Genomic DNA, 17,546 nt, shown 5'->3' on the forward strand with positions numbered 1-17,546 from the left:
ACTCCGGTTATCTTGGGTATAAGGTCAAATTGATAAGGAGTAAAAATAACCCATGGCTGCATTCGGAAAAAATATTTTACCTGAAATGGTCATTGCATCTTTTGAAAACGGACAATGGAATGAGCCGGTATTCGCACCGTCGGACCGTTTGGAATTACATCCCGGAGCACACGTGCTGCACTACTCAAGCACCTGCTTTGAAGGTTTGAAAGCTTTCCGCCATAAGGATGGCAGCGTCTTCATTTTCCGCCCGGACGCCAATGTCAAGAGAATGGCACAATCCAGCCGCTTACTGCGCCTGCCTGAAGTCAACGAAGATCAGCTGTTTAAGATGATTACTGACTTAGTCGCCCGTTTTGCTGATGATGTGCCGCTGCCTCCGGGCTCAATGTATATCCGCCCTGTACACATCGGTTCAGAGGCTGCAATTGGTGCCGCTGCATCCCCGTCAGCATCATCTTTACTGTATGTGCTGGTCTCTCCGGTTGGCGATTATTTCAGTGGTGACTCTGCCACGCTGCGCATTTTGCTGAAAGAAGACGGCATGCGTTCTGCCCCACACATGGGCATGGTGAAATCCGGCGGCAACTACGCCAGTGCGCTTGGCCCGATTCTGGATGCCAAAGCACAATATCAGGCTGATCAGATTCTGTTCTGTCCTGACGGACATGTTCAGGAAACCGGCGCTGCCAACTTTATCTTCATTCAGGGCAATGAATTGCTGACAAAATCTCTGGACACCAGCATCCTTCACGGTGTGACCCGTGACTCGATTCTGACGCTGGCGAAAGACTGCGGCCTTCAGGTGGTCGAAAAAGACCTGACAGTTGACGAGTTACTTGAGCGCTCAGCCCGGCCAGACGCCGAAGCAGCACTGTCAGGGACTGCCGCTGCCCTCGCACCGGTTGGCACCTTTATCCACAATGATAAAGAATACACCATTGGCTCAGGCCAGACCGGGGAAAAAACCCGTCAGTTAAGACAACGCCTGTGTGCTATCCAGTCTGGTGAAGTTGAAGATAAACATCACTGGCTGAAAAAAGTAAATTGATTTTCTTTTTGCTTAAAATATCTCTGAATAATCTGAATAAAAAAGGGGGGCTGGTGAAATCACCGGCCCCTTTTCTTTATAAATAACCTTTTCTTTATAAATAACCTTTTCTTTGATAAAAAGCATCGATGAAAAGCATCAACGACAAGCGGATAGCTTGAGCGGTTTGCAGAACCTGATCTTACTGGCTGCTCAGCTCATGCAACCGATCTGCCGATTGCTTTGACACATCACTGAGGGTTGTCATCTGCCTTGCCGTGCTGACGTTCTCTTCATTCACCAGCCGGATTCCCTCAGCAAGCTGATGTATTTCATGGCTGACATCTGCCTGTTGCCCTGCGGCCTGCGCTATATGCGTTGAATGTTCAGAAATATCGCTGAAAACATCGAGAATTTCATTAAATCCATCAAAGACCTGTTTCGACCGCTCCACACTCTCTTCCGATAATGTCCGGGCAGATGTCACGGTCTCCACACCATGTACCGCTGAGCTTCGCAGTTGCTCAATCACTTTTTCAATCTCAGATGCTGAACCCTGAGATCGGCCGGCAAGTGTCCGGACTTCATCAGCAACCACCGCAAAACCCCGGCCCTGCTCCCCTGCACGTGCCGCTTCAATGGCCGCATTCAGTGCCAGTAAATTCGTCTGCTCAGAAATCTCTTTGATCACATTCAGCATACTGCCCATTTGCCCGGCATCATCCGAAAGCTGTTGAATGATTTTCACGGTGTCCTGTAACTGACCTAACAACTTCTCACTGGCCTGCCGGTTATCAGCAACGGCGGCCTGACGCTCAACAATCAGCGTCCTTGTCTGATCCACCATGCCGGAGGTCCGGCGGGTATTTTGCGCCACTTCTTCAGCACTTCCGGCCATTTCAGTAATTGCACTGGCGAGCGTCGTATTGTCATTCAGTTGCTGGTTTGAACGTTCGCTCAGCACATAAGCCAGATCATGCAGTTCTCCGGCATGATGTTTAGCATGATCGGCTTCTCCGGCAATCTGAACCATCAGGCTGTGAAGATGTTGACCATAATCATTCACCGCCTCTTTCAGTAACCCAATCTCATCCCGCTGATGAATTTCCAGCGTTGCAGCACTGCCACCCTGAATCAGATGATGGATTTGCCGGCTGGTTTCATTAATCCAGTTCATCACTTTACGTGCGTAAAGTACCAGCACGATCCCAAAAATCAGTAACATCGGAATCACGGTCAGGTACAGGCTGCTGCGCATTTCCCCAACCGGCTTCATCATCACCTGAGAAGGCAAAAGCATCCCTATTTTCAGACCATAATCCGGCATCGGAATCAAAGAAAGAATCGCTTCATCTCCGCTGATCACACCTTCTGGCAGATAACTGGTGGATTGACCGGACTGAACCGCCTTCAATAAAGGATTCAAAGCAGTCTCTTTTGCGGCGACAGAAGCAAGCTTTTTCATATCAAGGCTGTCCGGGCGAAAGTCCGGAAAGCTGACAATCTGATTGTCCGGGCCCAGCACAAAAGTGAAGCCACCAGAAGACTGATTCATCTGATGCAGCATCCGGTCCAGCCCGGTCAACATCAGGTCTGTTGTTGCAACGCCCCAGAACCGGTTATCCCGGTGAATCGCAACCGTACAGGTGATCATCGCCGTACCGCTGACCGGGTCGGTATATGCTTCTGACCAGCCACACTGGCCCGGCGAAAGACGTTTTCCAACGGTATACCAGCTTTCATGATGATAGCCAGGGCCTTCCGGCACATTATAGTCATTCATCAGCTCAAGCTGATTCTGAGCATTCCTTCCCCAAAAGAAAGAATACCGCTCAACACCAGATTGAAACGCTCCCGGCTCAGGCCAGATACCGCCTCCGGCAATTTTCTGATTACCAAACTGATCAATCATATGCGGCAGGAAATTCTGAAAATCCTGACTTGTCAGCGGTAAAGTCTCAGCCAGTGCAGCACTGTTTCTCGTCAGCACAGCGCCAGCGTCAAGTTCAGCACGAATTTCATTGACGAGTCCCTGAACTCTTGTCAGTTCTTTTTCTTCGGTTTCCTGCTGAATCACCGGCAGCACAAAAGCCTGCACCACGGTATAAATCATGACACAGGCCAGTGCGACCAGAGCAACACTTAAATAAACTGCTTTGGTTCTGATCATCAATGCGTTCTTCATACATTGATACTCCTTATCAGTGTATAGGTTATAGAGAAGGGATACGTGTAGATTGCAGTGATATCCGGCACACCCCGATAATTTACCGGACACATAATCAATCTATCGCATATTTATAACAGGAAATCAACAAGTTGATATCAATTGGCAGGCAGAGTCATCCCATCATCAATCCGTTTGCACCGCCAAACATGCTGATAAATGACAAACCATAAAAAAGCCTCCGGTTGAAAAAATCCGGAAGCTTCTTTCAGTGTGCTGGACTCACCCAAATGAGTGCTGGAATGACCCAAAATGCTGACCGGGCCCGAAAGCCCCCGGTCAAAAAACTATAACGCCAAAAAACTATAACGCCAAAAACTATAACGCCAGAGGATTCTTACTCACCGGCAGATAACGCAATGAGAAGAGATAATTCAGATGACATTCACGCAGACTGACCCGATCCCTGAACTCTTTCTTGGTTAAACGACGGGCTTCAAAATTCGGATACGGCCGTACCTGCTTATAAATTTCTGTAATCATGTTATAAGAGCATTCCAGACTGTTGTAGGGATTTTCTCCATCCGGAAACTGATTAATGTTGGCCCCCTGATCATCCTGAATCAGGACCGTAAGTCCGATACTTTCAAGCTCCCGGACCCATGCCCTGAATTGCTCAAACGGAATCTGACTTGCCCAGTAAACACTGACCATAACAGGTATCGGGTAATCAGCAATAAAACGGGTCAACACATCTTTGAGCATTTGCCGCTGCTCAGGTTGTGAAAAATCATAGTCCGTGAACTCTGCCGGTAAATAAACACCGTTCACTGAGGCCCCACGGCTCTCTATCCATCCCTGCCAGCGCTGATAACTCAGGTTGACCTGCATCAGGTAACTTTCGAGATAAGTCTGCTGATCAGTCAGGTCAGACTGATGGATATGCGTGAAATAATCCGGATCGGAATAAAGGCCCAGCCAAATGGTTTTGTCAGCACTGATAGCGATATCGAGCACCTGACCAAGCCATCCGTCAGGTCCGTTAAACTGTGCTGTGCCATATTGATTCCACTGAGCCACAATTTCTTTCAGACCATAGCGATCAGTTTGACTGAAGAGTTGTTGCCACTCACGGATTGAGACGCTTTGGTCTCTGTTTTGCGGTTGATAAAAAATACCCGTGGTTTCACCGCGGGCCTGTGTTCCCCAGACTAAAAGAAAAACGAAAAGCGTAGTAAATACGATTCGCCATTTTGTCCGGACTGCGGATCGATCAGATGCTGCCATTCTACCCCCAGATCTGCAATGACACCGTAACCTTCGTAAAGGTCCCGGTTAAATTCCCAGCGCCAACTGATCCCGCTTCCGACTCTCTCGTCGGATTGTTGTTGATTGACCTTCCCCCACTGTGCAAACAGATATGGCGTCAGGCGATGCCGGTTTTTCTCCCGCAGTTTGAATGTTCTGCCAAGCGAGTAACGGCTAAATAAAGTATAGTCCGAAATATCGTCAAGGTAACTGACTGCATCAAAATAAAGCTGATGATACAGCCACGAATCCGGATCGGGCTGCCACGCTTTACTCCAGTCATTGCGGGAAAAAACATCAGCTTTCAAACGGATATAAGGATGTGTATAGGATTCAGAATTCAGTGATTGTTGCACACCTGTATCGAAATAATAACTCAGATCCGAAATCAACCTGAACTGATAACCGGCATCTAACTCTGATGACGAAAAGTCATTGGCTCCGGAATCAAAGACCTGACTGTGCTGCATGGCAATAAAGAACGCGCTGTCTGTTAAAGGCGGCGCATCCATAAAATATTTCGCTTCTTCCCGGACAAAATAATCACCGGCACGCCCGGAGAGACCCGGTGCATTGGCGCCGCGGCTGTGCCCGACCCAGCCTTCAACTGAAAACTTCCAGCCCACATCCAGATCCCGGTACGCACGCTGCTGGTAAGCCAGTAAATCTTCATTTGCAGACCCCTGCGCTGTCAGCCGGTCAATATTCTCATGGTACAACCCCTGAGCCAGACGTTTGTTGCCGTTGACTTTTGCAACATCAGCATAAGCCGAATGAAAATAGCTATCATCTATATAAGGTTTTGTATAAGCGGCCCGCTGATATAATCGCTCAGCCTGCTGCGGATCTGTCACCTTCATTGCATACGCCGCTTCTGCTGCACTGTGCACTTTGTCGTCACTGGCCAGTATCTGCTCTGTCAGCATTGACGACTGCTCAGCATCATCCCCGGCATGATGATATAGCCAGCGTGTCGCCAGCGGGGAATCATAAGCGGTAAATACCGCGTAATAACGCTGATATGCCAGTGGGTCGTCATCCCCGTGGGCAGCCAGTTCTGCCGCCAGCAATTCCCAGCGTAACCCTTGCTGATGATATTGCTGCCACAACACTTCAGCGTCATCAATCCGGTCATTTTCCAGCAGGGAGCGGATGTGCAAATACTGCTGCGCTTCCGTGGACACGGCCATATCCAGCGCATCCCAGTACGGCTGAGCCGCCTAATAACGCCCCAGCAATGAATGCCACACTGCCAGTGTGATTCCATCTTCACGGTGTGCCTGCTGCTGTGCGGCCTCCTCATACATCGCTGTCGCCTGTTCTAAATCAGAGTCCGCCAGACAAAACGCCTGAGCTTTGATCAGGAACGGCGCTTTGTAAGAGGCACCATACAGCCGCTCACACAAATGCTGACGTTCCCAGAGCGCCGGAGACAGCGCATGACCGGTCAGCCGCGCATTCAGCCGGTCGACTTCGCCGGGGCCAAACAATGTCAGATGATCTGTGATCAACCCGGCCAGCCTGTCGCTGAGTTCCGGGCTGGCAAACAAGGCATCTCCTGAGATTTGGATGCCTTGATCAAACAATGACTTGACCAATAGTTTATCTCTGAGATTTTCGGCCTGGTAAGTGGCTAAATTGAGATATGAGATTTGTCCGGTCCGCTCAAACAGTTTCATCCATGTCTGTGCAGCGCGCCGGTAACGCTTCAGGCGAGAATACGCAGTGGCAACCTGCGTCTGAGATTCAACGGATGCAGAAGAAGAATGTAAACGAATTATCTGCCGCCACCGGAGATGGCCTGCATAATAATCGGTCAGTAAGCGATGTCTGGTTTGCTCATTTTGTCCGCTGAACCGGACGTTTTCCAGCAACGGGAACATCCCCAAAATCTGCACATAATTCATCCAGCGGGCGGTTTCTTCCCCGGAATCACAGCCAGACAATTCCTTTTTAGCCTGCGCTGTATTTTCTGCCTGTAACTGCATTTCCACGCGGGCCAGGCAGGATGCCTCTAATGCTGCCTGCCTGCCCGCTTCTGTTTCTGCCTTGTAGATATAGGCCAGCTGAGATTCTTCTTCTTCGGTCAGTGATGTAATTTTTTTCAGATCGAGCAGTGCTGCTTTGGCGGCATTCTGCCGCCCGTGATAAACCAGCGCACCAATGTAGCGTCGTTTCAGCTGAGTGATCTCTTCAGCTGAAAAGCCGGAATTCACTAACATATTTCTGTAAGCCTGTTCCTGCCCGGTTTCGATATAACTCAGCGCCAGCGTCAGTTTATCTTTGCCTGTCAAATGAGCAGATGGAATTTGTCTTAAGTCGCCAATCACCAGTGCATAATGCTTCATTTTAAAATACACATGGGCCTGATAACGAAAGACTGCTTCTGTTTTCATTGTTTCCGGAAAAGATTCGCTCCAGCTTAAAGCCACCTGCTCGCCGGACTTTTTCTCCAGTGCATACAGGTTGGTTAAATAGATTTCACTCAACTGTTTTGGTGTTAAGTCTTTGGTCAGTAATGTCAGATATTCAGGGGATATCAAACGCCCATGCCTGACCGATACCATTGCCAGCAGAAATGCAGGTTGATTACGGTATGGCTGCGGAATTTTATTCAGTCGCCGGAGTAAAACTTCTTCCGGTAATTTCATCTTAATGCCCAGTTCAACGGCATATTGCAATAAGCCGACAGCCTCGGGCTCAATCTCAAGCGCCTTATCCAGTTCCGCCTGTGCTGCCCGGTATTGCTGGCGGTTCTCCAGTGCAAAGGCTTTATCAATATAAGGATAAACCCGGAATTGCCGGAACTGGGTCAAACCATGATAAATATCGTCCACAGCAAAAGCCTGCAACGACAGCATACATAGAAAACATCCCCAACCTATTTTTCTGCCTGCAATTTTCATGACTGTTTCAATTCCCGGCTGATTAATTCGGCAATACTGAGTTGCTGTTTTTTCTGAAGATAAATCCCCCGTTCGAGCTCCGCTTGTGTCAGATAACCCGAAGAGACCAGAAAATCACCGATATTGGTCTCTTTCACTTTCGCATAGGCCAGAATCGCCTGATTTAATACCGCCGTATCCAGCAGTTTAGCAGAGACCAGACAAGCCCCCAACTGACAGCGGGTGGCAAAAAACTTATCCTTTATTTTTTCTGCGGCCCATTGTGAGATTTGCTTGTTTGCGACTGCCTCTGCCAGTTCATCATCCGGATTCGCTGACTGGTCACCAAAATACCAGTACCTGATGCCCAGAGTCACCGCCCCGGTCCGGGTAATGCCCCAACGGACCGGCCGTTTCAGCCAGCGCTGAATGGATGCGACCGCGACCGGGCTCAGTGCCTGTTCCCGGCCCAGAACCAGCACTTCATTTTCATCAACAAACAGTGGCAACACAGCATACTTCACCGCCAAATCTTTAGGCACCAGAGCCAACACTGACTCACTGATTTGAAACGGGTCACAATCAATGAATTCAGCCCGGCTCTGACGGGCAACGGCCCGGCTCATCACTTCATTAGAAATCAAGCCACACTGCACCAGATAGCCACCCAGCAACTGATAATCAGGCTTGGTCAGAATCGCCTGCTCCAGCGCCAGCTCTGAAATCGCCTGTTCTTTGAGCAGGACGGCACCTAATGGCGTTTTGCGCGCAGTGGTTTCGACAAAAGGAAACTCATGGGTGGTCTTATCCCAGTTCAGCCGGTTCAGGTTACCGACATTCAATGCCTGACGGATCGCCCGTAAATTGGCAAAAAAATTAATCCCGGCGCCCCAGAAAATGCGGAAAAAAGAGAGCAATCCCTGAAAATAGCCGTAATACTGACTGACGAAATAAAACCGGTGTAAAACCCGGTTGAAGAAAAAAAATGTATTCATCCCTGCCAGAATCAACACCACAGTGCTATCCATGAACAATTCCAGAAAGTTATAGGAATCAGGCACAAGCAGATGATACATCTCTAATCCGATCAATTGTGCCAGCAGCAATACGGCAATAAAACCAATCGCATTATTAAAAAAACCCCGCCGGTCCCGCCACAGGAAATAATTTACAGCCAGGTCATCTGTCCATTTATGGGTAGAAAACCCCTGAAAGACAATGCCAATGATCCAGCGGCATTTCTGCCGGATTGCAGCAGAAACCGTGTCCGGAAAAAACTCCCGGACACAAATCACATTCCCCTCACTTTGTGAGACGCCACGGGCTTTTTCCCTGAGCGTCTCATGGTTTAAATCCACGACGGGGAAACGAACAAAAATTTCACTCATGCCCCATTGCTTCAGCCGGAAACCAATATCATAGTCTTCGGTCAGGGAACGGATATCAAACGCGACACCATCCCCTTCGACTAACAGTCTTAAAACCGCTCTGCGGCTGAAGCAGGTGCCCACACCGGCACTTGGCACCTGCCCCGCCAGTGCTTCCCGGACGACAACATCTTTACTGTGCATTTCGGCAAACTCATCGGCATAATGATTCTGGGTAAAATAGTGCCAGTGGTGGATATACGGATAAACCGGCAACTGAATCAGATCTTTTTGCGGCAGCAGATAATTAAACAGCCTCAGCTCCAGTGCCGAAATCATATCCTCTGAGTCGTGCAGGATATAACCGGAAAATTCAACTTTTGCCTTTTTCTCGAACTGAATGATGGATGCCACAATATTATTCAGGCAATCAGCTTTACTGGTCGGGCCGGGACGACTGCAAACCACTTTGTGCACGTGGGGGTACATACTGCAAACCTCATCAACGTCCTGCTGGGTTTGCGGATCATTCGGGTAAGTTCCGATAAAAATCTGATAATTTTCATAGTCAAGCCGGGATGCTGCCAGTTCCGCCATTTTGCCGATCACGCCATGTTCCTGCCATGCAGGCACCATCACCGCCAAAGGTTGTTCATCTTTCGTAAACAGCTGATTGGCGACAGTGCGCGGATTTTTTTTATACACCGTCGCATAGCGGTATATCCGCCGCCACCAGTAAACCAGATCAATAAATAAATCATCGATACTGAACACGGCAATAATTGCCATCACGACAACCAAGACATATTTCAACCCGTAAAGATAAACAACAAAAATATCAAACAGATTCATGGCATGCCCTCAGTATGTCTTCCGTAATCCGCTCAGAAGCATCACCGTGGCCAAAAGGATTATCTTTCAGAGAATAACTACCGCGCATCAGCTGTTGTGCTGCACCATCCAGAATTCGCTCAATATCAGATGCGCCTGTGAGTACGGCTCTGTCTTGATCCAGAACCTCAGGCCGTTCCGTCGTCTCCCGGAGTACAACAATTCTGACGCCATAAGTTGGTGCCTCTTCCTGAATACCACCAGAATCCGTCATCACCAGCACAGATTTCGCCAACACCTTCTGCAATTCAATATAATCAAGTGCATCCACGACCCGGACTACTTCACTTCCGGCAAAAAATTCATACACCTGATCCCTGATATCAGGATTAGGGTGGACGGAAAAAACAAACTCCAGTTCCGGACAGCGTGCGGACAATTGCCCGATGGCCTGACAAATGGTCTGAATATAAGGCCAGTTCTCCCGTCGGTGGCAAGTCACTAACACTTTATTTTCTTTAGCTGTGTCAATGAGTTGTTGTTCCATTAAATAGTGCTGGGTATCAATCACCGTATTTCCGGTAACGATGATGGATTCATCTGTGATCCCTTCATCCAACAGATGCCTGCGCGCCTGTGCTGTCGGCACATAATGCCGGTTTGCATAGCGGGAAACTGAAATCCGGTTCATTTCTTCAGGAAACGGATGATACAAATCTCCTGAACGTAATCCGGCTTCAATATGCCCGATAAGTGGTACCTGTTCATAAAATCCGGCAATCGCACCGGCCAGTGTTGAACAGGTATCTCCCTGAACCAGCAGCGCATCGTATTTTTCACCGGCAAGGACCTGACCAATGTTAAGAATCAGCCCGGCCAGTAAATCGGGCAGCCGGGTGCCGGCCGGCCGGGTGAAAACGATATCGGGCGTCACATGAAATGAGGAAAAAGTCTGTCCGGCCAACGCATCATGTTGCCCGGTGTGACACCAGGTCACGGACATCACTTGTTTCAGAGCATGGTACAAAGGCACCATTTTGATAATTTCAGGCCGGGTACCGGTAATCAGTAAAGCTTTATCACGATTTGGGTTCAAAGCGAATTCTCCAGTGAAGAAAGTGACGTCCCGCCGACAACTGTCAGCCATGTCTTGATTCACGCTTTTGTTATGCTTCCGGCTGACTACAGAAGTACATTCATTTTTTGTTTCTATCTTTATAAAAAATAGGTGGTTTTACTTAAAAAACAAATCAGGAAGCATGATTCAGATCTGATTTAGTCACAGTCACCAGCAGAGGCAGTCAATCTTCCGGATGAGATGATACCCAAACAGCCTGAAGATACTCTGTTCAGGAACCGCTATTGAAATCATTCCGATATTTTCTGCGACGTCAAAATACCCGCCACACAACAATTACCTTCAAAAGAAAATGCGAAACATCAGTCAAAAAGCAAGAAAGATAAATATAATAAAAAAAATAAATAAAAATACACCAACAATTAAATATTATTTAAATCACATAAAATCATATATTTAAAATGATACAAATAACAAAAATAAATAAAAAAAGTAAAGTTTTAAAAAATAAACATAATAATATTATTATTAATAGTGATGAGATTTTTATGAGCAGCATCGCATGAATACTATAAAACCCTGAATTTTCATCTTGAGTAAAGTTATATTTTAAAGCACGATAACCTTTGTAAATCCTGACTCTGTTTATTTTTATCTGGTGGTGAATTTTTCCTGATTCATGTCTATCCAGATATATGTGTTATCAGTCACTTAGCCGCTCATCTCCATGATCCGGCTGTTTTACTGATAATTTTATTCTACATATGAGGTCATTATGAATAACAACAAAGAAAAGCATAAGTTGCATAACATTGCATTTTGTATTGCCGCTTCACTTTTTGTCTCTTTTTCCGGCCCTTCCTTTGCTGGCCTGATGCAGTATGGGAAAGGAAATATTTCGGACACTATCAACCCAAAAGGCTATAAATGTACTCAGGATCACGGCTATTGGATCGGCAACGCCGGTGTCGTTTCTCCTGGTGTCAGCAGCTGTAATCCAATCGGCACACCGACACCCATCTATCCCCACCTTGTTGATGAGGCAGCAAAAAAACCAACAGCAACTCACCGCTGGTGGGGTTCTCTTTCCTTTTATGGTGAAATGAAAACAGGCGACAATACCAAATCGGCTTATATTACGCCTGATCCCATCACAGCCCGTATTTCAGAAAAAGGGGTCCGGATGATGGGCATTCCTGCCGGGCTGAAAACCACCAATGAAATTAGTGCAACCTATACCATTCCGGCACCTTTAGATGAAGTATTTGACGGTATTGCGATCGGTAACACAGCGTTCAATAACATGACCGCAAACCTGAAAGATTTCAGTGATGGCACAGCCACTGCGCAATGGCAACAAAATGGTCAGGTGATCATGGAAGCCACATTTGTTCATGGCTCACCTTATGTCTATTTTAATGTGTACCAGGGTCAGCTGGTTCTGCGGACACACTCCGCCAACACCAATGAAAAATCTGTTTTCTATAAGAGTGCCGATACACTGGGCGTACAAACAAACGTTGCCGGTAACCGCAATAACTTCCTTGTCACCGGAGAAGGCAATACATCATTTGCACACCCTGAAAGCAATGCAATCACCCTGATCAATACATCGGGTAAATTTGCCGTTGCATTATTACCGGTTTCCGGTGATCAAACCCCATCTGATACAATGATTGCCGACTTTGCAGCGATGGCGCATCACCGCGTCAGTAAAGTCAATATTGACTACAGTGTTGACCACAGCACCAATATGGTTTCAGTCACTCACCATTATCTGGATGCACAGGGACAGCCTGTCACCACGTATGCCGGTATGCTGCCAATGAACTGGAAGAATTCTTCCCAGCCCGTCAGCAATTATAAAATCCGCAGCGCCCGTGGTATGGTCAAGTTTGCTAAAACCAGCGACTTTACCTATACCATTCCGTTCGTTGGTGTGCTGCCTTCACTGCCATCCGGCATCGGAGATTATGACAAAGCAACACTGACAAAACTGATCGATGAATTCCTGAATAAGGGCAAAGCTGCGTGGAATACCGCAACAGATACTTACTGGTCAGGCAAAAACTACGGCAAAGTCGCTGAACTGGCAGCAATTGCCCGTAATGAAGGCCTGACTCAACGTGCGGATCGTCTGGTCGGATTCCTGAAAGGCGAACTGGAAGACTGGTTCCGCGCCAACACCAGTGGTTCTCTGGATATCAACAAGTATTTCTACTATGACAAAACCTGGAATACATTGCTGGGGCTGGATGAGTCATTCGGTGCACACCAGCAGCTGAATGACCACCACTTCCACTACGGCTATTTTGTCCGGGCTGCTGCTGAAGTCTGCCGGGTCGATGCAAACTGGTGTAGTGATTCACAGTGGGGACCGATGATCGAAATGGTGATTCGTGATTACGCAGCTGGCCGTAACGATCCAATGTTCCCGTATGCACGCAACTTTGACCCGGCCAATGGCTTCTCATGGGCTTCAGGTCACGCAAACTTTGCTTTGGGGAACAATAACGAGTCCACTTCTGAAGCTGCCAATGCTTATGGTGCTATCGTGCTATATGGTTTGGCGACACACAAACAGGATCTGGTTGACCGCGGGATGTATCTGCACGCCTCGACCACCAGCAGTTACTGGGAATACTGGAATAATATCGATCGCTTCCGGGGATATACCGGTGACCGCGATAACTTCCTGAGCGATTACAATAAGATGACAACATCTATCATCTGGGGTAACGGCTCGGTATTCTCAACCTGGTTCAGTAATAAATATGCACATATTCTGGGCATTCAGGGACTGCCACTCAGCCCGCTGGTTTTCCATGTCGGAGAATATGCAGATTACCTTGCAGACTATGTCAAACTCGGCCTGAGCCAGTCATCAAACGGCAAACCATCGGGTCTGGGCAATGATCAATGGCGTGATGTCTGGTGGAATATTCTGGCAATGACTGACGGTGATGCAGCCGTTGATGATTTCAATAGCATGAATATGAACTACACCCCTGAAGGCGGTGAAACCAAAGCACACACTTACCAATGGATTCATACCTTTAAGACACTGGGCCATCTGGCTACAGGAACGGGTGAATTAACGGCAGATAATCCTGCGGCGGTGGCATTTGATAACAATGGCGTAAAAACCTATCTGGCTTACAACTTTACCGATAAACCAGAAACCGTTCACTTCTCCGATGGTACTTCAGTGAATGTACCGGCACACAGCTTTAATTCAGATATTGCGGGTTCATCAACGACGGACAGCCAAAACAACGGTAATACATCTGATGATTCAGCCTCTTCAGGCAACGACAGTACGACGCATCAGCCACAAGCGACCAGCATTTCAAAAAATGCTCAGGGACAAGTGGTTTATCAGGTCACCTTCCCTCAGGCCATGAGTGAAGTCCGTTTGTTTGCCCGTCATAGCATGAATGAAGGCAACTTCCTGGTACAAAGTGCGCTGACTTCTGTGCAAAACGCTGATGGCTCAGTCACCTATACTTATGTTGATCCATTAAATCACTACCAGTCAGGAACAACTGTGATTGCCCGTTTTTACGGCTTTTCACAAGGCACCGGTCAGATTTTCATGCCCGGTCCGGGCGCAGAGCAATGGAGTGATACCTTCACTTACTAATCTACCAGCGCTCATAAAACGGCAAACACCTTACCGTTTTTAAGTCACCCCCACAGCCTCCTCCGGGAGGCTGTTTTTATTCATCATTGAGCTTAAAGAAAGCCAGCGATGATTTTTGTCTTTCAGCCAGATCAGACAAATGCTGTGCCGCTTCCTGTGTCTTGCCAACTGCACCGACATTCTGACTGACCAGATCAAACGTTCTGGTCGCATTTTCAGCAATATCTGCGGTCACACTAAACTGCTCATTTGATGCTGTCGCAACCAAAGTATTGACTTCCGAAATATCCTGCACTGAACCGACAATGGCATCAAACGAAGCTTTGATTTCACCGGAAAGTGCCACAGACTGCTGAATCACTTTCACATTCTCAACCATATTATTGCTCACCATTTCGGACTGAATCTGCAGTTGATTGATAATTTCCTGAATTGTCTGGGTCGAGCTGTGCGTCTTCGCTGCCAGCACCCGGACCTCATCGGCAACCACCGCAAAGCCCCGCCCCATTTCACCGGCACGGGCCGCTTCAATGGCAGCATTCAGCGCCAGCAGATTCGTTTGCTCGGAAATATCACTGATCACTCCGGTCACCTGACCGATATTCACTGCGTCTTCTCTGAGTTTTTCGATCATGTCTGCTGTTTCAGTGACCGAATGATCGATCATCTCCGTCAAGTGAATCGCACTATCCAGCCCATGATGTCCCTGCTGAACGCTGGATATTGCGGTCTGCGCCCGCTCTTCCGCCATTGAAGCATTTGAACTGACTTCCTGAGAGGTGCTGGATAACTCACTGATTGCGGTTGACACAGATTCGATTTCTCTCAGCTCCTCCTCTGCATTGACCGCAGCCCGGTTCATCACATCTGTCAAACGACCGGAAGCCACAGATACACTCTTGGAAATTTCCAGATTCTCTCTGATGATCGTAGAGATTTTACGGTGTAAAAGTACAATCGAGTCAAGAATACTGCCTGAATGACTGTCAGATACAGGGACCTGCGTTAAATCACCTTCAGCCAGACGGGAAATCATCGCAGAGATGGCTTTCGGCTCGCCACCAACCGGCAGATAAATTAACGTGTGCACACCATAGTAAGCCAGTATTAAAGCAACAATCACAATCACCAGCATGATCAGTAAGGAAGCCTGCAGCATGTCCGCACTTGGCTGAGTGACTTCATCAGCCCATTCATAGGTGACGACAGACCAGGGCTGACCTGACAACTGACTTTTCACCGCCTGCGCTTCCCGTCCTCCGACCTGATAAGACAACACCGCATTTGCCGTGCTGAAGCGGCTGTAATCCGGCCGGACCTGATGAATATTCTGACCAATCAATTTATTTGAAGGCGCAGAAACAATATAGCCGGACTGATCAAACACAAACACCTGATTTCCGGGAGTCAGCCCTGTAATAAAGTCACTGAACATTGAGACTTTCAGGGTAATCGCCACAACAGCGACCGGCTGCCCGTGCTTCATCACTGGTGTTGCCAGCGCAAAAACATCTTCTTTTTCGCCTTCACCAAAATAAGCTTTCGTAATGATGTTTTTTTCGCCGGCAAAGGCCCGGATATACCACTCTTTGCGCAGCTTTTGCGCATTAAAACCCGGATAAAAGCGTCCGTTTTCAAACGAGCGACCATCTTTGAGTGCAACAAACGCCGCCTGAATATGAGGATTAGTCGCTTTTAATGCACGCAGCGCTTGGTTTACAGCATCCGTGTCACTAAACTCATGATCCTCGTTGACTTCCACAACAAAAGTATGCAGTGCGGCAAAATAGCCTTGTAACTTTTCCTGTAGCGAAGCCGCGATCAGGGCGGCTTTCATCTGTTGGTTGTGAACTGATTCCTCACGATTAAAGGTATTAAACTGATGATATCCATTCCAGGTCAATACACCTGAAATCGTTAATATTAAACACAGGGTGGCAAGCAATACTTTATTTTTTAATGTTGAAAACATGACCGGACTTCCGTTACTCACTTAACTTCTGAACCGCCTGAATAAAGTGAATATGTATAATTCCGTTTATTCAGGCATTGTTATTTTATTTAATCATATGTATATCACTCTGGTATATCGATAAACAGAACACCGAGATTTATTTAAATTACTTATATTCAAAGAAATTACAATATAAATTACTGACTCATTAAAAATTAATAGTTTTATAACCAGAAATATTGGAATCAATATAACAAAATGATGTAACAAGCAGAAAAAAACACAATCCGGATCACACATATACATGAGATATCCCTGAATTCAGGAGTCAGTGCTTCGCCACAAGGAAAACTCAGAAAAGAGCCGGATATAAAATAAGATCCGATCATACCTGACAGCATGCTATTTAATTTGAGATAAATATGACAGGTAAAATAACTGACAATCACCACATTTAATTTATTTTACTCAAAAAATAAATTAAATGTGGTGGTCAAACAATAAAAATATCAATTATCAATTTAATATATCTTAATTATTATATTTATAAATATATTCTGACTATATCTGGTTCTTAAGAAATAAAATCATACAATGAAACCGGTTCAATCGAACATATTTTCCCGAAAATCAGATCATATAGAGACATGATTAAATATATACAAATAATCATTGAATATACTCAAGTAAGCTCAGGATGCCGGATTCAGATCACCCGGAATTATCTTGCCCTGCGATATGCCTCCAGAGAGGGCTCCGCACAATCCATCGTATCAATGTACAGGTTACGCTCCCGCCACATCACTTCCATATCATAAAGACAAAATGAATACTGCGTCGGGTCTGTGTGCCATACCCCATCCCGCTCAACAGAAACCGAAGTAAATAATTCATTATCATTGTCCCACCAGCTCAGTACCAGATAATGCAGATTTCCGGCTCCCCGGTGAAAAATGACAAAAGCGGCGGTATGTTCCCAGTCTTGATCAAGTGATTGTTTCACCACCGCTAACTGCTGGTGAAATGGTTGAAAAACAACCGGCTGCCCATCCGCTGCTATGGTATATATTTTGATACCATCAGGGTCCAGCCACTCCTCAAGACCATTCACTTTACGGGGTCTGTACATATTTTCCTCCCTGAACACTGCATCTTTCAAATGATTTACATTAACATGCATAACCGCCACCTGATGTGCTCTTCCACCAGTTTTTACCCGGTCTGGGTTGTTCATTTCATCAAAAAACTGCGAAAAATCAAACTATCACACAAAACAAAACGAA

10 protein-coding genes are annotated in these 17,546 nt (G+C 46.9%); 2 read left to right on the forward strand and 8 right to left on the reverse strand.

All coding sequences use genetic code 11. The annotated features are described in order from the left end of the window. Window positions 1-52: 52 nt before the first annotated feature. On the forward strand, window positions 53-1,051 hold the full coding sequence (locus OCV29_RS09725; protein ID WP_073601905.1) for a branched-chain amino acid aminotransferase: 999 nt from the start codon (window positions 53-55) through the stop codon (window positions 1,049-1,051). A gap of 181 nt (window positions 1,052-1,232) precedes the next feature. On the opposite strand, the gene OCV29_RS09730 is transcribed toward OCV29_RS09725, so the two are convergent. The 6 genes from OCV29_RS09730 to wecB all read right to left on the reverse strand — a co-directional run bounded on the left by OCV29_RS09730 (window position 1,233) and on the right by wecB (window position 10,684). Next, on the reverse strand, window positions 1,233-3,215 hold the full coding sequence (locus OCV29_RS09730; RefSeq protein WP_073601904.1) for a methyl-accepting chemotaxis protein: 1,983 nt from the start codon (window positions 3,213-3,215) through the stop codon (window positions 1,233-1,235). Window positions 3,216-3,575: 360 nt separating this feature from the next. Further along, complete coding sequence (locus OCV29_RS09735; RefSeq protein ID WP_073601903.1) at window positions 3,576-4,484, reverse strand: DUF4434 domain-containing protein; 909 nt, start codon at window positions 4,482-4,484, stop codon at window positions 3,576-3,578. After that, window positions 4,409-5,695: an NfrA family protein gene (locus tag OCV29_RS09740; protein WP_073601902.1), complete on the reverse strand. Its 1,287-nt coding sequence runs from the start codon at window positions 5,693-5,695 to the stop codon at window positions 4,409-4,411. Before OCV29_RS09740 ends, OCV29_RS09735 begins: the two co-directional genes overlap by 76 nt. Before the next feature lie 30 nt (window positions 5,696-5,725). Then, the gene (locus OCV29_RS09745) at window positions 5,726-7,411 is read right to left on the reverse strand and encodes a hypothetical protein (protein ID WP_073601901.1); all 1,686 of its coding nucleotides are present in this window, start codon (window positions 7,409-7,411) and stop codon (window positions 5,726-5,728) included. Then, window positions 7,408-9,609: a glycosyl transferase family protein gene (locus tag OCV29_RS09750; RefSeq protein ID WP_073601900.1), complete on the reverse strand. Its 2,202-nt coding sequence runs from the start codon at window positions 9,607-9,609 to the stop codon at window positions 7,408-7,410. Before OCV29_RS09750 ends, OCV29_RS09745 begins: the two co-directional genes overlap by 4 nt. Further along, a complete protein-coding gene (gene wecB, locus OCV29_RS09755; protein ID WP_245796757.1) occupies window positions 9,596-10,684 on the reverse strand; it encodes a non-hydrolyzing UDP-N-acetylglucosamine 2-epimerase in 1,089 nt (362 codons plus the stop codon). The genes OCV29_RS09750 and wecB overlap by 14 nt, the downstream gene beginning before the upstream one ends. 757 nt (window positions 10,685-11,441) lie before the next feature. Between wecB and OCV29_RS09760 the strand changes: the two genes are divergently transcribed. After that, complete coding sequence (locus OCV29_RS09760; protein ID WP_073601898.1) at window positions 11,442-14,309, forward strand: glycosyl hydrolase; 2,868 nt, start codon at window positions 11,442-11,444, stop codon at window positions 14,307-14,309. Between the two features lie 76 nt (window positions 14,310-14,385). On the opposite strand, the gene OCV29_RS09765 is transcribed toward OCV29_RS09760, so the two are convergent. Further along, a complete protein-coding gene (locus OCV29_RS09765) occupies window positions 14,386-16,281 on the reverse strand; it encodes a methyl-accepting chemotaxis protein (protein WP_073601897.1) in 1,896 nt (631 codons plus the stop codon). A gap of 703 nt (window positions 16,282-16,984) precedes the next feature. After that, window positions 16,985-17,392, reverse strand: a complete 408-nt coding sequence (locus OCV29_RS09770; RefSeq protein WP_073601908.1) for a hypothetical protein — start codon at window positions 17,390-17,392, stop codon at window positions 16,985-16,987. Between the last annotated feature and the right edge of the window lie 154 nt (window positions 17,393-17,546).

The organism is Vibrio aerogenes, assembly GCF_024346755.1.
Taxonomy (GTDB): domain Bacteria; phylum Pseudomonadota; class Gammaproteobacteria; order Enterobacterales; family Vibrionaceae; genus Vibrio; species Vibrio aerogenes.